The sequence below is a fragment of the Clostridium sp. DL-VIII genome, assembly GCF_000230835.1.
Taxonomy (GTDB): Bacteria; Bacillota; Clostridia; order Clostridiales; family Clostridiaceae; genus Clostridium.
The window spans coordinates 3,620,170-3,639,028 of record NZ_CM001240.1 but is presented as its reverse complement, the minus strand read 5'-3'; the positions used below and the strand labels follow the sequence as shown (position 1 = coordinate 3,639,028).

22 protein-coding genes and 3 pseudogenes are annotated in these 18,859 nt (G+C 29.5%); 8 read left to right on the top strand and 17 right to left on the bottom strand.

Translation table 11 applies throughout. The annotated features are described in order from the left end of the window. Window positions 1-111: 111 nt before the first annotated feature. Window positions 112-906 carry an HAD family hydrolase gene (locus CDLVIII_RS16840; protein ID WP_009170650.1) on the top strand — a complete coding sequence of 265 codons (795 nt, stop codon included), beginning with the start codon at window positions 112-114 and terminating at the stop codon, window positions 904-906. 268 nt (window positions 907-1,174) lie between these two features. Here CDLVIII_RS16840 and panD read toward each other — a convergent pair whose 3' ends face one another. The 7 genes from panD to CDLVIII_RS16805 all read right to left on the bottom strand — a co-directional run bounded on the left by panD (window position 1,175) and on the right by CDLVIII_RS16805 (window position 6,418). After that, entirely contained in the window at window positions 1,175-1,549 is a 375-nt protein-coding gene (gene panD / locus CDLVIII_RS16835) for an aspartate 1-decarboxylase (protein ID WP_009170649.1), read from the bottom strand. Between the two features lie 25 nt (window positions 1,550-1,574). Beyond that, the gene (gene panC, locus CDLVIII_RS16830) at window positions 1,575-2,417 is read right to left on the bottom strand and encodes a pantoate--beta-alanine ligase (RefSeq protein WP_009170648.1); all 843 of its coding nucleotides are present in this window, start codon (window positions 2,415-2,417) and stop codon (window positions 1,575-1,577) included. A 23-nt stretch (window positions 2,418-2,440) separates the two neighbouring features. After that, window positions 2,441-3,268, bottom strand: a complete 828-nt coding sequence (gene panB, locus CDLVIII_RS16825; protein WP_009170647.1) for a 3-methyl-2-oxobutanoate hydroxymethyltransferase — start codon at window positions 3,266-3,268, stop codon at window positions 2,441-2,443. Next, window positions 3,268-4,233: a Rossmann-like and DUF2520 domain-containing protein gene (locus tag CDLVIII_RS16820; RefSeq protein WP_009170646.1), complete on the bottom strand. Its 966-nt coding sequence runs from the start codon at window positions 4,231-4,233 to the stop codon at window positions 3,268-3,270. The genes panB and CDLVIII_RS16820 overlap by 1 nt, the downstream gene beginning before the upstream one ends. Window positions 4,234-4,661: 428 nt before the next feature. After that, window positions 4,662-5,306, bottom strand: a complete 645-nt coding sequence (locus CDLVIII_RS16815; protein ID WP_009170645.1) for a flavodoxin family protein — start codon at window positions 5,304-5,306, stop codon at window positions 4,662-4,664. A gap of 58 nt (window positions 5,307-5,364) precedes the next feature. After that, the gene (locus CDLVIII_RS16810; RefSeq protein WP_009170644.1) at window positions 5,365-5,760 is read right to left on the bottom strand and encodes a MerR family transcriptional regulator; all 396 of its coding nucleotides are present in this window, start codon (window positions 5,758-5,760) and stop codon (window positions 5,365-5,367) included. Window positions 5,761-6,067: 307 nt separating this feature from the next. Continuing rightward, window positions 6,068-6,418: a helix-turn-helix domain-containing protein gene (locus tag CDLVIII_RS16805; protein WP_009170643.1), complete on the bottom strand. Its 351-nt coding sequence runs from the start codon at window positions 6,416-6,418 to the stop codon at window positions 6,068-6,070. 134 nt (window positions 6,419-6,552) lie between these two features. On the opposite strand from CDLVIII_RS16805, the gene CDLVIII_RS16800 reads away from it, so the two are divergent. After that, the gene (locus tag CDLVIII_RS16800; RefSeq protein WP_009170642.1) at window positions 6,553-7,329 is read left to right on the top strand and encodes an EFR1 family ferrodoxin; all 777 of its coding nucleotides are present in this window, start codon (window positions 6,553-6,555) and stop codon (window positions 7,327-7,329) included. Window positions 7,330-7,977: 648 nt separating this feature from the next. On the opposite strand, the pseudogene CDLVIII_RS32115 reads toward CDLVIII_RS16800, so the two are convergent. Next, window positions 7,978-8,079 (bottom strand): annotated as a pseudogene (locus CDLVIII_RS32115) (transposase); the annotation flags it as partial. A 268-nt stretch (window positions 8,080-8,347) separates the two neighbouring features. Here CDLVIII_RS32115 and CDLVIII_RS30020 point away from each other — a divergent pair. Together CDLVIII_RS30020 and CDLVIII_RS30015 are read left to right on the top strand one after the other, a co-directional pair. Continuing rightward, a pseudogene (locus CDLVIII_RS30020) lies at window positions 8,348-8,527 on the top strand (hypothetical protein); the annotation flags it as partial. A 109-nt stretch (window positions 8,528-8,636) separates the two neighbouring features. After that, on the top strand, window positions 8,637-8,819 hold the full coding sequence (locus tag CDLVIII_RS30015; RefSeq protein ID WP_242836011.1) for a YvrJ family protein: 183 nt from the start codon (window positions 8,637-8,639) through the stop codon (window positions 8,817-8,819). Between the two features lie 155 nt (window positions 8,820-8,974). Here the strand turns inward: CDLVIII_RS30015 and CDLVIII_RS16790 are convergent, their stop codons facing one another. From CDLVIII_RS16790 to CDLVIII_RS16775, 4 genes are all read right to left on the bottom strand, one after another. Beyond that, window positions 8,975-9,673 carry a metallophosphoesterase family protein gene (locus CDLVIII_RS16790; protein WP_009170641.1) on the bottom strand — a complete coding sequence of 233 codons (699 nt, stop codon included), beginning with the start codon at window positions 9,671-9,673 and terminating at the stop codon, window positions 8,975-8,977. 116 nt (window positions 9,674-9,789) lie between these two features. After that, complete coding sequence (locus tag CDLVIII_RS16785; RefSeq protein WP_009170640.1) at window positions 9,790-10,287, bottom strand: hypothetical protein; 498 nt, start codon at window positions 10,285-10,287, stop codon at window positions 9,790-9,792. A 106-nt stretch (window positions 10,288-10,393) separates the two neighbouring features. After that, entirely contained in the window at window positions 10,394-10,840 is a 447-nt protein-coding gene (locus CDLVIII_RS16780; RefSeq protein WP_009170639.1) for an HIT family protein, read from the bottom strand. A 156-nt stretch (window positions 10,841-10,996) separates the two neighbouring features. Further along, window positions 10,997-11,566: a dihydrofolate reductase family protein gene (locus tag CDLVIII_RS16775; RefSeq protein ID WP_009170638.1), complete on the bottom strand. Its 570-nt coding sequence runs from the start codon at window positions 11,564-11,566 to the stop codon at window positions 10,997-10,999. Window positions 11,567-11,970: 404 nt separating this feature from the next. On the opposite strand from CDLVIII_RS16775, the gene CDLVIII_RS16770 reads away from it, so the two are divergent. Beyond that, the gene (locus CDLVIII_RS16770) at window positions 11,971-12,549 is read left to right on the top strand and encodes a sigma-70 family RNA polymerase sigma factor (protein WP_009170637.1); all 579 of its coding nucleotides are present in this window, start codon (window positions 11,971-11,973) and stop codon (window positions 12,547-12,549) included. 107 nt (window positions 12,550-12,656) lie between these two features. Here the strand turns inward: CDLVIII_RS16770 and CDLVIII_RS32110 are convergent. Continuing rightward, window positions 12,657-12,848, bottom strand: a pseudogene (locus CDLVIII_RS32110) (hypothetical protein); the annotation flags it as partial. Window positions 12,849-12,946: 98 nt separating this feature from the next. On the opposite strand from CDLVIII_RS32110, the gene CDLVIII_RS16765 reads away from it, so the two are divergent. Continuing rightward, a complete protein-coding gene (locus CDLVIII_RS16765; RefSeq protein ID WP_009170636.1) occupies window positions 12,947-13,144 on the top strand; it encodes a YvrJ family protein in 198 nt (65 codons plus the stop codon). A gap of 190 nt (window positions 13,145-13,334) precedes the next feature. On the opposite strand, the gene CDLVIII_RS16760 is transcribed toward CDLVIII_RS16765, so the two are convergent. Beyond that, on the bottom strand, window positions 13,335-14,210 hold the full coding sequence (locus CDLVIII_RS16760) for a DMT family transporter (RefSeq protein WP_009170635.1): 876 nt from the start codon (window positions 14,208-14,210) through the stop codon (window positions 13,335-13,337). A gap of 233 nt (window positions 14,211-14,443) precedes the next feature. On the opposite strand from CDLVIII_RS16760, the gene CDLVIII_RS16755 reads away from it, so the two are divergent. Together CDLVIII_RS16755 and CDLVIII_RS16750 are read left to right on the top strand one after the other, a co-directional pair. Continuing rightward, complete coding sequence (locus CDLVIII_RS16755; protein WP_009170634.1) at window positions 14,444-15,319, top strand: LysR family transcriptional regulator; 876 nt, start codon at window positions 14,444-14,446, stop codon at window positions 15,317-15,319. Between the two features lie 165 nt (window positions 15,320-15,484). Then, window positions 15,485-16,351, top strand: coding sequence for an AraC family transcriptional regulator (locus tag CDLVIII_RS16750; protein ID WP_009170633.1), 867 nt, complete (start codon window positions 15,485-15,487; stop codon window positions 16,349-16,351). A 105-nt stretch (window positions 16,352-16,456) separates the two neighbouring features. Here the strand turns inward: CDLVIII_RS16750 and CDLVIII_RS16745 are convergent, their stop codons facing one another. From CDLVIII_RS16745 to aroB, 3 genes are all read right to left on the bottom strand, one after another. Continuing rightward, the gene (locus CDLVIII_RS16745; protein WP_009170632.1) at window positions 16,457-16,819 is read right to left on the bottom strand and encodes a hypothetical protein; all 363 of its coding nucleotides are present in this window, start codon (window positions 16,817-16,819) and stop codon (window positions 16,457-16,459) included. Between the two features lie 158 nt (window positions 16,820-16,977). Beyond that, window positions 16,978-17,559, bottom strand: a complete 582-nt coding sequence (locus tag CDLVIII_RS16740; RefSeq protein WP_009170631.1) for a GNAT family N-acetyltransferase — start codon at window positions 17,557-17,559, stop codon at window positions 16,978-16,980. A gap of 122 nt (window positions 17,560-17,681) precedes the next feature. Beyond that, window positions 17,682-18,794 carry a 3-dehydroquinate synthase gene (gene aroB, locus CDLVIII_RS16735; RefSeq protein ID WP_009170630.1) on the bottom strand — a complete coding sequence of 371 codons (1,113 nt, stop codon included), beginning with the start codon at window positions 18,792-18,794 and terminating at the stop codon, window positions 17,682-17,684. Between the last annotated feature and the right edge of the window lie 65 nt (window positions 18,795-18,859).

Sequence of the window (18,859 nt, the reverse complement as noted above, 5' to 3'; positions counted from 1 at the left end):
ATTTTGATGAAAACGCAAACGTTGTTTTGATTCTATAACAAGGGTATAATTAACAAAGTGATACAAGCCAATGAATAAGCAAATAATTAATATACTAGGAAGGAAAATAAGATGAAAAATAAAATGATATTTTTTGATATTGATGGAACACTACTTAATGAAAAAACTTATATGGTACCAGAAAGTGCAAAAATAGCAATAAAAAAGGCTCAAGAAAATGGACATCTTGCCTTTATAAATACTGGGAGACCAATTTTAGGAATTGACGATTGTATTAAAGAATTAAATTTTGATGGTTATGTATGCGGATGTGGAACCTACATAGAATTTAAAGGGAGAGAATTATTTCACAAAAGCCTTGGAAGAAAGATTTCAACAGAAATTGTTAGCAAATTAAGGGAATGTAAAATTGATGCCATCCTTGAAGGAAAACAAGGTGTGTATTATGATAATGATCTTAATATAAATTCTTCTGAAGTCTTAAGAATTAAGAAACGTCACATAAATGTAGGTTTATATACAGGACAAAGTTTTGATGATATAGATATTGATTTTGATAAAGTTGTAATTTGGCTAAATACAAATAGTAATTTTGCTGAATTCAAAAAATGTTATGAAAAGACTTTCGAGTTTATACATCGTGGTAAAGATTTTTATGAATTAGTTCCTTTAGAATATTCAAAGGCATCAGGAATTAAATATTTAATGGATCATCTAGATATTCCTCATCAAAACACTTATGCCATCGGTGATAGCACAAATGATTTATCTATGCTTAAATATGCAAAAAACAGTATTGCAATGGGAAATAGTAATCCTCTTCTTTTTGATCTAGTCTCATTTGTAACAACGGATATAGAAAAAGATGGAGTAGCTAATGCACTAAAACATTATAATATCATATAATAAACATACATATACGAACAGCTTGTTAGATTTTGCAAATTCAAATTATACAAGCATAAGCAAAAGTATTATAAACTGCTTATGCTTGTTTAATTTAAGGCACAATCAAGTAAATAACAAGTCCATTTGCCAGCCTATTTTCCATCATCCTACGGCAGCAAATTGACCTAATAGGCCCACTATGAGGGCAATTTGCTTTCTTGCCTGATGAAAAATATCCATGTCAACTTTGGACTTGTTATTTATTTTCATGTGCCTAAATCAAATTTTATTCATTAGATTCGTAATTAGTAATTTCCTTTATTGTATTATCATCATTCATAAATACAACAGCCGGCTTAAATTTTTTTGCTTCCTCTTCATTCATCTGAGCATAAGCAATAATTATGACTTTATCACCAGTTTGTACTAATCTTGCTGCTGCCCCATTTAGGCAAATAACACCTGAATCTCTCTTCCCTGGGATTACATATGTTTCAAATCTTTCTCCATTGTTTATATCAACTATCTGAACTTTCTCATTTTCAATTATATTTGAAGCCTCCATAAGTGTTTTATCTATAGTTATGCTTCCCATATAATTTAACTCAGCTTGAGTTACCGTAGCTCTGTGTATTTTCCCTTTTAACATTGTAAGTATCATCAAAAAGTTCCTCCTAAGATTCTTATTATAGTTTAAATGTAAAATTATCTATTAATCTTGTTTTACCTATATAAACAGCAATTGGAATCAAAATGTTTTTTTCTATTTTTTGAACATTTTCTAATGATTCACTGTCCACTATTTCAACATAATCAATTTTTGCTAGTGATTCTTTATTAATTTCTTCTCTGATAATTTCTTTAATAGCATTAGCATTTCTTTCGCCATGATTTAATGCTTCTTTAGCTACCCCTAAGCTTCTGCTTAACACTAAAGCAGCTTTTCTTTCATCATCTGATAAATAAGTGTTTCTAGAACTTTTAGCTAGTCCATCTTCTTCACGAATTATTGGACATGCTACGATTTCCACATCTATATTTAAATCTCTAACCATTCTTTTTATTACAGCTACCTGCTGAGCGTCCTTTTCTCCAAAGTAAGCTTTATCAGGAGTAACTATGTTAAAAAACTTAGAAACAACTAAGCAGACTCCATCAAAATGTCCTGGTCTTTTAGCCCCACATAGAACACTAGTAAGATTTGAAACCTTAACACTAGTTGATTTATTATCATAATACATTTCACTTGGTTCAGGATTGAAAACTATAGCTGCACCTGCATTTATACAGATTTCCATATCCCTGTTTATATCTCTAGGATAACTATTATAATCTTCATTTGGTCCAAATTGTGTTGGATTAACAAAAACACTTACAACTACCTTATCATTTTCTTCTACTGCTCTTTTAATCAAACTCTCATGACCTTCATGTAAAGCCCCCATTGTTGGAACATATCCAATTGAAAGTCCTTCTCTTTTCCATGCTTTGATTAAACTTCTAAGTTCACGTATTTCTTTAACTAACATCGCTTCTACTCCCTTTTATTAAATTAATATAATTTCTTTAATTCGGTTTCATCAATTTTAAAGGTGTGTTTTTCTTCAGGGAAAGTACCGTCTTGAACTTCTTTTACATAAGAACCTATAGCTTCTCTCATGCTCTGTCCAATGTTTGCATATTGTTTAACAAACTTCGGTACAAAATCATTAAACATTCCAAGCATGTCTTGGTACACCAAGATTTGTCCATCGCAGTATTTACCTGCACCAATTCCTATTGTTGGTATTGAAACCGCCTTTGTAATAAGCTCTGCTACCTTTTCAGGAATTCCCTCAAGAACTATAGAAAATGCACCTGCCTTTTCTATGAGAACTGCATCTTCAATAAGCTTTTTAGCTCCTGACTCATCTTTACCTTGAACTTTAAATCCGCCAAAAGCATTTATAGATTGAGGTGTTAATCCTAGGTGCCCCATTACTGGAATTTGAGCATTCACAATAGCTTTTATTTGTTCTATAACATTAGCTCCGCCTTCAAGCTTTACTGCATTAGCGCCACCTTCTTTAATTAACCTTCCTGCATTTAGAATAGCTTGTTCCACTGAAACATGATAAGATAGAAATGGCATATCACTTACTATAAGTGCATTCTTAGCTCCTTTTTTGACCGCTTTTGTATGATAAATAATTTCATCTATAGTAACTCCTAATGTATCCTCTTCTCCTTTAATCACCATACCGAGAGAATCTCCAATTAAAATTCCATTAACATTACTTTCATCAATAATTTTAGCCATTGAATAATCATATGCTGTAAGCATACTTATTTTTTCCCCATGAGTCTTAGCATTTTTAAAAGTAGATACTGTATTTTTCACTATTCTATTCCTCCTAAAACTTTATAGATCTCTAAATGTTTTTCTGAATTTTTTAACAAACTTTTGAGTATACTTTCATTATTTGTAAATGCTATCGTATTTCCCTGTTCTTTTTCTTCAAGCCTCAATCCTTCAGAATTTTTCAATGCAACAAGCTTTAATAAGTTTAAAGATAATAAATTATAAATATCTTTATCCTCATCATTTATAGCCGAAAGATGCTTTTCTATAGTATTAATGTCACCTCTTAAAACTGGACCTGTTAAAGAATTCACAAATCCACTTGAAAAAATGTTCTCAATATTTCCATTTATAAGAGGTTTTACAGCTTTTAAAGCTTCTTCTTCACTTAATCCGAGAATTTTAAAATAACTAATTCCTATTTCTAATAAAGATAATGTAAGATTAGAAATAAATACGTTAGCTAAATGATAAATAGACGAAGTTTTTTCGTCCCGTTCAAAAAAGTTATTTCCTATAACTTCAAATAACTTTAAAACCATTGAATCGTCAAAAATATCACCTTCAATAGAAAAATAAATCTTTTCAAGTTCATTTAAATTCATGTTCTTGTTTGAAAACGCAAATATTGGATGTATAGAATAGATAAATGCACCAGAATGTTTGGCATTACATAATACATTTGATTTAAGTGATCCACTTGTGTGGCAAATTGATTTGCTGTTTAGATCAAATTTTGATAATTCACTATCTATAATTGAAATGATGTCATCAGGCGTTGTAATAAATAATATATCGCTTTCCTTGATAATCTCTTGAATGTTTTTATAAAATTTAGATTTAGTAACATTAGCTGCATTCATGGTATTTTCTATATCCCTTCCATAAAAACCGCTTAAATCTATCCCCTTATGGGTAAAGTAACGTCCTAAATTTACGCCTACCTTCCCAGGCCCAATAAATCCAATTCTTATAGTATCACCTCCATAAATGTGATACAACATCCTAATTCAATCTCATTCATATAGATATGAGTCGTATTATAAATTTTAATGCAAAAAATCTGGTATAGCTCTATAAGATACTACCCAGTGATATTTTATCACTTAAATTTAAATTTAACAACTAATATATTTGGTGTGAATCAGTTAAGCAGACATCCAAATCTGTGATTTGATGATGATCGCTTACTCTGTGAGTATCCAGCGAACGAATGTGAGTCGGATTTCCTTTTATATTCTTAAATTCCATTATTCTTAAGTTCTTTTATTCTAAAATTCTAAAAAATATATATTCCTAAATTCTTTAGAATTTTAGAATCTCTAATAAATAACCATATATCTTTTACGAAGATAAATAAAAATACTGCTAAGTAGGTATAATTTATTGCTTTGTCATTATATCTATTTGCTATAATTTTTTAAGTCTCTTATCATATTTGGACTAGTCGTTTTCCCAATTCAAATGCCTTTTTGCAATCTTGCGGAAATACTTCTTTCCTACGCTTCATTTTTTCACTAGCATCAAAAGCTGTTGCAACATATTTTGAATAATCATCAAATTGATAAGTATCGGTTACAAAAAGTGATTCTACTTTTCCTAAAAACCTTTCCGCTAAAAATTCATTGTATTTAATGGATTCTTTCCATTTTGATTGTTCCAATTTTTGTTCATTAACTCCAAGGGTATAAATTAATCCTACAGAAATTTTTTTAGGAAAAAGCGAAGAATAATTTTCATCATAAACCAGATATGGAAAAATTAATCGTTCCATAAAAGATTTCATTTCACCTGTAATTGATCCTAAATAAATTGGAGAACCAAGAATTATAGCATCTGAATTATTAATTTTTTTTAGAATTGGACTTATTTCATCATTAATAGAGCACTGTCCATAACTATTACCATTTATTAATTTACATGCAAAACAGCTTTTACATCCTTTATAATTAAAATCATATAGATGTAGCATTTCTGTTTCTGCTCCATTTGAAGCTGCTCCCTCAAGAGCTTTATTTAGTAAAATTCCTGTATTCTCGTTTTTTCTTGGACTTCCGTTAATAGCAATTATCTTCATGTTTAAAACCCCATTTCCTATTTTATAAATAGTGTAATGGTTGTAGTATAGAACAATGTCAAGAATTATTTATCAAAGATTTAAAAAAATCACATTCGCCTAAATGCTTATTTTCTTTTACTTTATTCAATAATTCTATTAATTGATATAATTCTTTAATTTGATTTTCAACTCCAGTTATCTTATTATCTATATAATCTACTAACTTATCCTGATGAGTACATTTATCATTAAGAACCATTTTAATCAAATTCGATATTTCTCTTAAACTGAATCCATAATTTTTCATTCGAACAATAAATTTAATTCTTAATACATCTTCCTCCGAATAAACTCTATAGCCACTTTCATTTCTAACTGGATTGTCTATCAACTTTATATTTTCATAATATCTCAGAGTTTCTTTTCCTATATTCAATAGTTCTGACAAATCCTTTCGTGTATATTTATTCAAATTTTTTCTCCTTACTTATTACAATTTTAGTTTTACTTTAGAAAAACAAATCGCTATTCATTTTGGGTAAATTATATCATATTTGCAAATATCGCATTATTCAATTTTCAAAGAATATTTTTTTATAAGTTATTACATCATATCTACAGTTTGTCCAATATTAGTATTATGTAGTATTTTAAATAAAAAATATCGCAAATCTATTGTTGGTTATGAATAGTGCGATATTCTAATTTACTATTAAATTTTTAGATATGATAATAGCATTCATAAACAGCTATACAAATTAAATTTTTTTATGTGATCATTAATGATTATCATTCCATCGCATTATCTCAACAAAAATAGGATATAAATCTTTTCCTGCCTGAGATAGTGAGTACTCAACATGTGGTGGAATTTCATTAAATTGAGTTCTGTGAACTAATCCCCTGCTTTCTAAATCCCTCAGTGTGTAAGTAAGCATTGTATTTGTTATTCCACCTACTTGTTTTTTTAAATCTCCAAAACGAATAGAGTCGCATCTTACCAACTCAAAAAGCACTCTAATATTCCACTTTCCTTGAAAAATCTCTAATGTTTTAGCTGCTGCACAATTTTCGCTAATTGGGAAATTTTTTATTTGCTCTTGATATTCCTTAAATTTAATGTCTGTCATTTGATTAATTCCCCCTCAAGTTATAGAAGTCAGTACGCTTAAGCGTACTTAGTTCGTATCTTCTGCGTACTTGTATTGTATATATATCCTAAGTATAATAAATGTACTATAATAAATCAAGGAGTGATGCCCATATGAATACAACAATTTATTATTTTTCCGGCACAGGAAATAGCTTAAAGGTAGCAAATGATTTAAGTGATCAATTAACAGATTCTAAAATAGTAAAAATATCTAAAAGCAATATGTCAGTTTTTAGTGATACTCAATCAGATAAAATAGGCTTTGTATTTCCTGTATATAATGCAGGAATACCTGTGATAGTAAAAAACTTTATAGAAAAACTACAGATCAATAAGCATACCTATGTTTTTGCTATAGTAACTTGTGGTGCAATGGCAGGCTCGGCTCCTAATCAAGTAAAAAAAATCCTAGCTAAAAAAGATATTAAGTTAGCTGCATCTTTTACTGTTTTTATGCCAGGCAACAATCAGCTAGTGTATCAACCTGCTTCCGAAGAAAAACAAAATAAACTTTTCATAAATGAAAAAGAACAGATTTATAAAATAGCTTCTGCTATAAAAAGCAGCCAACATGTTGAATATAAGGTTAATTCTATTATGAGTGCTGTTTATAATTTGGGATACAGAGCCACTTTTAATCCAAAAGCTATGGGGAAAAATTTCTGGACTGATGAAAAATGTATTGGATGTGGTATATGTTCAAAAGTCTGTCCTGCAAGCAACATAGTTATGTATGAAGGAAAACCAAAATGGGAACATCAATGCGAGTCTTGTCTTGCTTGTATGCAATGGTGTCCACAAAAATCTATACAATATAAAAAATCTACTGTTAAAAGAGGTCGTTATCATCATCCAGACATAACAGTAACTGATCTTATTCAAAAATGATAAAATATACTTAAATTAAAATATAACCAGAACATGAATTGAAGCATACTATAGGCTATTGAGTAAGTATGCTTCAATAATTACTATTTGTTTCAGCTGATTATAGTATATTTTGTAAACACCATATTATTAAATTTTCAAAGAACATATTCTTTTATTTACTACACAAAAAATGAGTTGGGTTGATTGCGATGTTGAGACCTAAAAAATAGCACATATTTAATATATATCTATACTTATTTTACAGATGTATCTTAAATTTGCACTTCTCAATATCGCAATCAATTTATAGAACGAAGTCGCTAAAAGCAGACCGCCCAGTATGGGGATTCAAAAATTCACAACTCACTTTAAATTCCATATTCTTTCATTTTATATTACTATTTTAAGACTTTATTTCCTAAAAATATATAGTTATTTTATTTTTAAACATAAAATCCCCCTCCCCATACGTAAGCGCTTATTCACTTTTATTTTTATTTAAGGCAGTGAAGCACTCCTAGGCATTATTTTACCTATTTTAATTAAATTTCCCTTCTCACAATTTTTACACTTACCTATTTCAATCCCAGTTAATTTCAAGAATAGCTCCGCTGACGATAGACTCTCAAATTCTTTAGGTTTGCCCCTAAATATTTCTAAACAGCGTTTAAACTTTACTTTTTTATTTCTGTTTCCTAAAATCCCATAATGTCTTATTTTCACAAATCTATCTGGTAGAATATGCATTGTAAATCTTCTGATAAATTCTGCTGGTTTTAAAGACATTATTTTTAAGAAAACTATTAAAACTCAAAAATGTTCCAGCATCAATTTTTCCTTTTCTGCTTATAAATCCTGTATCTCTAGCAATTCTATCTACTAATTCATATGAAAATAACTGAGTCGAATCTCTTACAATTTTTCTTAATCTTTTGTGAATGATGAACACCTCTTTTCAAATTTATATTTTTATTATACAAGCTATATATGAATTTGAAAAAAGGTTTATATTAGCAATATTAGCTTTACGGCTATGGCCATTGATGGGGAGACTCTGAATATTAAAAGAAGCTACACCCTTAGAAGTTCTACCATAAGAAAAATAAATGAATTAAAGAGTATACATCCAGATATTAATGTATGTATCAGTACCATAGTTGATATTGCCATAGATTATTATCATAACCATATTGTAAATGAAGGTGGCACTCAGTAATTTAATTTATTTTAATTTCAAATAATTATTTGTTCTCTAACATGAGCTAATATATTTATTTCATATATCCCTTATAGGAGGTGATAGATTTATGTAAGTAAATGAATTAATTAACCTTATTGTTAATAATGGTTTTCCTGTGGCTGTATCTGCATATTTACTAATACGCTTAGAGAAACAAATTGTTAGCTTATCAAGTTCAATTAATAAGTTAAATACCATAATATCAGCTAAACTTGGAGTAGCTATCGATACAGAGAGTTCTACTGATGATTCTCATAAAGTGGCATGAATAAAAAGGCGATAAACATTTTGAAGTGTTTATCGCCTTTAAACTTGTTTATATTTTAATGGAAAACTATGTAGTTCAATTCAAATTATAAAGTGATACACTGATACAAAACTTACGAAAATTGTGAATTTCTGATTATATAGAAAATAAGATACCTAATAGAACATTTCTATAAATTTTTCACCATATGGAACGTAATTCTTTTTGTAATCATGAATTACTTTTTCTTTATTATATTTCAATTGTTTATAAGTAATATTAACAAGTCCATCATCTATTTCCGCTATAACAAACTTTGCTATACCATCTTTACCGCAGCCAAGTGAACCTGGATTTAATATAGGTTTCCAATTCCAATGTACAGCATATAACGGAAAATGGGTATGTCCAATCAAAACATAGTCTACATCCACATTATAATCTGCAACAAATTCCTCAAGAGTTTTCTTTTTATACAGAAGAGGAAACTCTATAACACTATTCATTCTTGTATGCACCATAAGAAATTTTTTATTTTCAATTTCAACAATTCTTTGAAGTGGCACTTGTTTTAATCTTTCCATTCTCTCATTTCCTAATCGATTAATTACCCAATCTCTATGTTCAGATTCCTTTTCGTAACGTTTCTTTATTTCCTTATCAAAAAACATATACTCTCCATTACCCATAACATTTATAAATCTGTCGTCATTCATAATAATATCGTAAACTTCTAATGGATTTGGCCCTATTTGAATAAAATCACCCATATTTAAAATTTTAGAGACTTTGCATTCATTATTAATGTAATTCATAAATACTTCTAATGCGTGGATATTTGAATGAATATCCGAAACCAATGCTATCCTTTCCATATATAAACCTCATTCTACCTTAATGTAATATAATTATTCTTTTCTATAACACTAAAGTTCTTTGGTACTTCGTGTTATTCTACAGTCTTGCAAGAAAAATAAATATTTTGAAATAACTATAATAATTTTTTCTCTAAAATAAAGCGTGTTGGCCAAAATTCATATAAACTAATGGACTCTATTTTTCCAGAAAAACCTTTAAAACTGTCTGCTACAAAAGGTAATGCTTTTAAAATAGTTTTATGATCATCTATTAGCATCGTTGTATGGGCTGTCCATCCAAATCCATCAGCAAAATCATGATTAAAATATTGTTGTAAATTTAATAATTCATGATTTACAGAAGGTGATATAAACAAAACATCCAGTCCAAAGAGTCCAATATTGCTCAATTTAATTTCAAATTTATGAAACTTTTCTGATACCATTTTTACTTTTTCTTTTATCAATACTTCTTGTGATATTTCAAAACTCCCAAGAGTGATATGATTCGGCAAGTTAGGTGTCTGCTTCCCGACAACCCCTTTTTCCTTTAATAAATTTTGAATTTCTTTCAACTTTTGTTCTGTTTCCATATCATATTGTGCCATGACACAAAGAAATTTATCTTTCATAATTTTAGACCTCCTGTTAAGAATTAATCGTTCTTTGATTATAATCTTTGATACACAATTTGTTATGTACTATTACGTTTTAATTTACAATTACTTCGTTTAATACTTATCTTGAAAGTAGAAGTACAATTTCATTTTTAATCTTTTCTTTCAATTCTTCTCTCTGCTCCTCATTCGGTCTTGTAGATTCATCAAACAATTCCTCATTTGACAATTGATATACCGAACTAACTATAGGAGTATCACCTTTTACTCTTGGATATAGATGCCAATGAATATGAGGACATCCATTTCCAAGTAGTTCATAGTTCATCTTATCAGGCTTAAATATATTAGAAACAGCCTCTGCTACTATAGCCATTTCTTCAAGATGTTTTATTTTAAAAGAATGTTCTAAGTTGTGTAATTCAGGACCATGCTCTTTACAATTGAAAACAGTATAGCCCTTGAACCTCTGAAACCATCCTAAAATTACATATCCTGTTTCAAGTTCCATAATAAAATATGGGTCATCTTTAATATTTTTTTGCTTGTCACACATTTTACAACTCATTCCATTACCTCCAACATAAAATATTAATTATCTTCAGTTCGCACTTATTTACTACTTTGTATTAATTATAGCATATTTTGTAAAAATCTCATTATTCAATCTTAATATGCCCCCTTTACATTTTAAACCTTATTTTGCTTTTGGCTATGTTAAAAATTAATTACTATTCCAATGATAGATTAGTTGTACAACGCCAGAAGAGAATGTTCTGGTATTAACCATTTTTAAATTTAATCTCTTTTTTATATCACTAAACAACGGTTTTCCTTCTCCCAAAATAACAGGGTGAATAGATAATCTAAATTCATCAACAAGCCCTAAATTTATAAATGTCGTAATGAGACTTGCTCCTCCATATAGCCAGATGTCTTTACCAGGCTTATTCTTCAATTTATTTACTTCTTCAAGAATATTTTCATTTATAAATATCGCTTGATTATTAGTATCTATTTGTGTTCTGGAAAACACATATTTCTCTTTACTATGAATCAATTTCCAAACTTCTTTTTCATCATCAGAATCTTCATCTTGTGGAATATATTGTCCCCATAAATCGTAACTTTTTCTACCATATAAAATAGTATCAATTTCATTCAAGAAATTAGTAAACCCCATATCAGTATCCATAATGCACCAATCAACTTCTCCATTTTCCCCTTCAATAAAGCCATCTAAAGTAGTTGCTAAATCTAAAACTATTCTTCTCTGTTTTACGTTGCTTGACATAACTTTTCCTCCTTCTTATATTATTCCTTGAACAACTTTAATTGTGACACAACAATTTACTATCAAGAAATATTTTTTAAAAACCACCTTAAATTCATTTCTTGAATTTTTAACTATTCAATATCATTTTATATACTTATTATTATATTACAACTGCATTTATTTATAAGTTCTTCATATTATTGCATCAATATTATTATGTAACAAATTAAAATAATACAAGTTAAGATGGACAGAACAACGTTTTTATGTAATTTTCCATAAAATTTCAATCAGATTAATATTTATACACCTCCCTTGGAGATATATGAAATTTTACCATATATACTATATGTAGAGATATTTTTATATTTCACACTACATATAGTAGTGAAATAATTTTATATAATAATAGGGAGGTCTGTATGGATTTTAATTACATTGAAGAATTAGTTTATAAATGTAAAAATGGAGATATGTTATCAAAAGATAAATTAGCTGAAGAATTTAGGCCTTTAATCTTAAATATTTCTAAAAAAACTTTTATTGATGGATATGACATACATGATCTTCACAATGAATGTTACAAATCATTATTCAAATGTGTTTCCATGTACAATTTAGAAAAACATAGGTTTGTTGCCTATGCCACTAATGCAATTAAAAATAATATGAATGATCTTATAAAACGAATTAAAACTAGACGCTCCACTGAAGGATATGATGCTTTAAGTCTCCTTGATGATTTTGAAAAAGATTTGCCTTCTCAGGATATCAGCTTAGAAGATTTATTTTGTGAGGAATGTGATTATACGGATTTAAGATTAGCCCTTAATAACTTAAACGATGATGAAAAGGAACTTATAGATTTTATTTTCTTTAAAAACAATACAGTTCAAAAATATGCTCACTTTAAAAATATGTGCTACTCTACAGCTACTCGAAAAAAGAAAGTTGCTTTAAATAAAATCTTCAACTATATTTCCCTAAATTATCAAGCTTAAGAGCTCCAAGATTACTAAATTCTTGGAGCTCTTATTTTTGTAATGACATTATTAAATTCAAATATACTGTCAGATAAACTTGTTATTTTTTTTGATTCTTCCTTACACTATTCAAAACTAAAATTATTTACAACCTTAGTGGTCATTTCTAGATAATCCTCTGAAACTTCGTCAATCCCATCGCAAGTTTACTTAAGATTACATCCTTTGCATTTATCTAATATTCCTTCATCCTGCAAGGAGCATCTTAACTCACTGTTAAATGTAGACTTTCTAATAGCTAATGCTAGCTGCTTTTTTTAGGTGCATATTCTTCTATTAATTTATCACTTTTTAATCTGATTCCATGAAATTATATGCTTATGCTCATATATCCATTATGGGAGGTGATGAAGTTATGGAAATAAATGACTTAATTAATTTAGTAGTTAATAATGGATTTGCTGTGGCTGTTTCAGCGTATTTGCTGATTCGGTTAGAAAAGCAAATAAATGGACTATCTGCTTCAATTAATAAACTAAATACCATAATATCAGCAAAACTTGGGGTTGCTCTAGAAGTAGATTCTAGTGATGATTCTCATAGAGTAGGTTGAATAAAGGCAATAAACATTTTTTAAGTGTTTATTGCCTTTAAGATTAAAATCTAATAAATGTTATTATCTCATTTATCATTATCTAATTCTATATATTCCTCAGGGAAAAGTTCAATTTTATATGAAGCTTTTAATCCTGCTTCATTTTCTACTATAACTATATAATTATAATCTTGTTTACCCCATCCATTTAAAATTTGTTTATATCAATTTTTTTGAATCTAAATAATTCGCCAAAGGCTGCACCTCCTAAAATTAACACAGCCCCAGCTATTTGTACAAAACTTAATTTTTCTCCCAAAATGGCAGCTGAAAAAATCAATGCTGAAAGCGGTTCTAAATATCCACAAATTGATACCGTCTGCACAGGCAGATCACCAATGGAAGAAAAATAAAAATAGCAACCAATTCCTGTGTTTACAACGCCTAATATCAGTATAGGTATTAGATTTCCCTGCATAATGTTGATTGAAAATCCTTTCTTTAAACCTATGAAAATCGCAACTGTTATAAAGCTCATAATTAACTGGCACATGGAATTTTCAAGTCCAATTATGCTTACAGCTTTTTTATTGAAAATCACCATAATGGCATACATGATTGCCGATAATACTCCACAAATCAATCCCCATGAATTCCTTCCCTGTAATAAAGCTTGCCCATTTACACAAAGCATTCCAATTATTACAGCAATAAATCCAAGTAATTTGTATTTTGTCATCTTTTCCTTAAATATAATAGGAGAAAAAACCATGACAATCATAGGACCACAATAATAGGCAAGTGTGGCGATGCTTACACCAATTTGTCCGTATGCTTCATATAAAAACATCCAACTTGCACCCATAGCCATCCCAGAAATAACTAAACACAGAAAGTGTGATTTATTTTTCCAAAACTGTATTTTCTGATTAGAAAGTGTAAATACTAAAATCAAAAATAAGCTGCCTATCAAGGTTCTCAAAAAAACTATTTCATAGCTATTTAGTAAAATGTAACTTGCAACAATTCCATTAAATCCAAAAAGTAATAATGCTAAAAAATATTTAAAATATGCTCGTTTCATCTTTTTCCTTTCGTAAAGCCATATTTGCTTGTGTTTTAGATAATTTCATTTCTATACTCTCCTCCCTCTAATCACTATTAATTCTACTATTTGTTACATTCCATTATAAGTACCTTCTAGCAAAGCTCTTGAAAACTCTATAGGCATAATGTATCATAAATTCATAAATGACAAAAGCGAATATTTATCATAGGAAAGATGATAAAATCAGATGAATATGAGGTAAACATAGTATGGATATGAACATTCAAAAATATATGGCATTTATTAGGACTGTTGAATATGGGAGCTTTACAAAGGCAGCAGAGATGTTGAACTATTCTCAGTCTGGTATTAGTCGTATGATTAATGATTTAGAAAAGGAATGGGGTGTTTCACTTCTTGAACGTGGACGCTCTGGTGTACGACTAACCTCAGATGGATTGAAATTATTGCCCTTTGCTAAAAATGTTTGTAATGAGTATCAGAAGTTACAGACGCAAGTTGAAGAATTGAACGGATTGCAATCAGGACTTATTCGAATAGGTACATTTTCAAGCGTTGCAACTCATTGGCTCCCTAATATCATTAGAGAATTTCAAAAGGATTACCCTAATATTGATTATGAGTTACTACTCGGCGATTATACAGAAATAGAAAGCTGGATTTTAGAGGGGCGCGTAGATTTTGGTTTTCTTAGGCTTCCTACACTTCCAGAGTTTGAAACAATTTTATTGGAGCAGGATAAACTGCTTGTGGTTTTACCTGAAAATCATCCACTTGTAGATTGTGAATACTTTCCAACTAACGCACTATGTAATTATCCTTTTATGCTTTTGGAAAAAGGCGCAAAAGCAGAGGTTTCGGAGATATTTGAACGCTATAACATTTCCCCTAAAGTTCATTTTACAACATGGGATGACTACGCCATTATGTCCATGGTAGAAAAAGGGCTTGGAATTAGTATCCTGCCTGAATTGATTTTACAACGTATCCCTTATAAAATTATAGCAAAAGAGCTTGAAGTTCCTTGTTTTAGAAACATTGGTATTGCTATGAGAGATCAAAAATCACTTTCCCTTGCAACTAAGAGATTTTTAGAATATGTGCAATATAGAAAGAGGGAGTAAACCATATCCTTACAGAGTAATAAAAATTTCATGATAAAATTTCATAAAATTTAGTTTAAAATAAATAAGTAATATTATATAACCATTCGATATTTTTTGTGTTAAAAAAGTCGAGCATCGTTAAAATACCTCTGGTATTATGTAGATATGAAAAGGAGGAAGACAATGATAAACGAATTAAATCATGTAATTGACTATATTGAAGATCATTTAACCGATGATGATCTATCTCTTGAAACAATTTCTGAATATGCTGGGGTTTCTGACTATCACTTTAGAAAGATATTCTTTTATCTTTCAGGACTGATGCTTAGTGAATATATCAAGAACAGAAAATTGTCGGAAGCAAATAAAGATTTATTATATGGAGAAAAAGTAACGGATGTTGCTTTGAAATATGGTTATCAGTCTATGGACGGCTTTACTAGAGCATTTAAAAAATGGAGTGGTTTTTTACCCTCAGATGTAATAAAAAAAGGCATAAGTAAATCGTTTCCCAAACTTTCATTCATAATAACTATCAAAGGAGGAATTAATATGGAATTTAGAATTGAAGACAAACCAGCGTTTAATTTAGTTGGTGTAAATAAACGTATCCCTATGCAATTTGAAGGGGTTATTAATGAGATTATAAAACTAGCACAAAGCATAACGGACGAACAAAAGAAAGAAATGCATTCTCTTCAAAATATCGAGCCTTATGAAATTATCAATGCATCTTATGAGGCTGACGCTAATTTCTTAAAAGAAGAAGGATATTTAACTCATCTGATAGGCATTTTAACGACTGAAAATCAAATAAGTGATCTGTTAGAAAAAGTACCAGTTGAATCTTGTACTTGGGCAATATTCCCAAACGAGGGGCCATTTCCTTCTACATTACAAGGAACAATGGCAAGAATATATTCGGAATGGCTTCCCTCTTCCAATTATGAGATAATCAATGTCCCTACTTTTTCTTTTACTAAAATGGATAAAGACAAAAAAGATTACGCTTATAGTGAAGTTTGGATTCCTGTTAGGAAGAGATAAAAACAAATTTATATTTTACTTGTGCTCAATGGGAATTATGAAGATTAGCATAAGATAACAGTAAAAAGACAAAGAGCCGATAACCTATGAGAATGTATCATGTGGTTAGCGGCTCTTTGTTAAATAAATCAATTGTAACAGCAAAATTTTACTTGGTTTTATTTTTTTCTGATTTAATTTTTTATAAAGAATATCTTTTAAAACCCAAACAGTGTCCTCGTCATTAAAATTAAATTCATTTTTGCAGTCATCATATAACTTCGATAACTTTTCACAATAAGTATTCATTCCTTGCACACCTTGATAGGATGCTAAAATCGGGTATTTTTTACTCCAGGCACTAGTCCAGTCAATTTCGTCAACTATCATTTCGATGCTTGCGATATCACCGCTAAAATTACTTTCACTAATAAGATAGTCATAACTCACATTATATAGTTGGCTTAATAATTTCACTTTAATTAACATTAATGCATTTAAGCCAATATTATAATATGATTTTCCAATTTCTTAAGTAACATAAGAAACAAAATAATATGATAAACTTTAAATATTTTAGCTTTGGCATTTGGGCTGTATCCCGATGTTTCAATGCTAAAACCAAGATACATATGCCAATCCGAAATTTATAATTGTAATTCGTGCAATTCTGATATTGAAATAACTGGCTTTGGATTTGCAGAATGCTCTCCGATTATTTTCTTCATCCAAATCATATCATACCATTTTTGAAACTTATATCCACATTTTGAAAAATGTGCAACTTTATTATATCCTAAATGCTCATGAAAATATTTACTGTCATTGGTGAGATTTATATCCTCAATAGATGTATAAGCTATACACGCATTCATATTAAGAATATTTTGCTTCTTTAATATTTCTTCCAAGGCTAAATACAATTTTTTGCCTACACCTTTACCTTGACAATTCTGTCTTACATATACAGTAGTTTCAACAGCCCAATCATATGCAGCTCTCCCCTTAAATGGTGAAACATATGCATAGCCAATAATCTGATTGCTATCTATTGCTACAATATATGGATATTTTTTTAGTGTATTATTAATCCTATCACCAAATTCTTCAACAGTTGGAACATCATATTCAAAAGTTATTGCAGTATCCTTTACATAGGGTGCATAAACTTCCAATATTTCTTTTGCATCTTCTTTAGCTGCCATACGTATTGTAACACTTGTATTCATTATAATGCCTTATTTCTTTTTATCAAAGCAAATCTATTCTTTTTCTGAATAGTGCGATATTCTAATTTACTATTAAATTTTTACGTATATTAATGCTTATAACCAACTCTACAAATTGAAATTTACATGTCTATAATGATCTCCCTTGCAATACTTTCTTCAATTGTTGTAGAAAAGACACCTTCACTAAATTCCACAACGTTACCAATTCCATTTTGTATAACAAATCGTAGTTTTCCATTCTTAACTTTTTTATCTGTATATAATTTCTTAACCAATTCCTCCCTATCAATATAATCAGGTATATCGATTGGTAATTTTGCCTTTTTGAGAAGATCTATTACTTCTTTTGTTTCTCGTTCTGTCATATAACCTAATTCATTTGACATTTTCACTTCAGCTACTAATCCAATAGATAATGCTTCTCCATGTAGCAATCTATACCCGCTAACAGTTTCTATGGCTCTTCCAACAGTATGCCCTAAATTAAGCACTTCTCTAAGACCAGCTTCTTTTTCATCTCTCACCACAATTCCATCTTTAATTTTACAGTTTTCCTCTGCTATATATTCACATGATTTTTTCTCAATATTTAATATCTCATCCATGTTCTCATTTAAAAAATCAAAGAAACTTCTACTAGCCATGCATGCATGCTTTATTGTTTCAGCAAGACCGCTGGATATTTGCCTTTTGGGAAGAGTCTCCCAGGTTGCAATATCTAAGTACACTTTTTTAGGCTGATTAAAAATACCTATTAAATTAGTTGCAAGAGGTGTATCCACTGCAGTTTTTCCTCCTACAGAAGCATCTGCAGCTGCCAGCAATGTTGTAGCATAGTTAATGAATGGAATACCTCTACCAAATGTACCCGCTACAAAACCAGCTAAATCTGTCACAACTCCACCACCTACAGCTATTATGCAACAATCTCTTCTATATCCTTTTTCAAGCATAGCATCTTCTATGTATTCTTTCGTTTTTCTTGTTTTGTTTATTTCGCCAGCTGGAAATACAAAAATATCTGTCTGATAGCCAGCTTCAATTAATTTTTTAACAATTGTTTCTGCATATAGATTCTTTACATTACTATCTGTTATTACTGCAAACTTTGAAATTCCTTTTAGTAAATCATTTTTTAAATCTTCTACTAACTTATCCATCAAGTAAAAGCCGATTTCAATTTCATAAGAATCATCTACAATCTTTTTCAAATTTACATTGTATGTACTCATTTTTATCCCCTCTCTACATCTCGAGAAATTACTATTTATTAGTATGTTATACAAATAATTTTTGT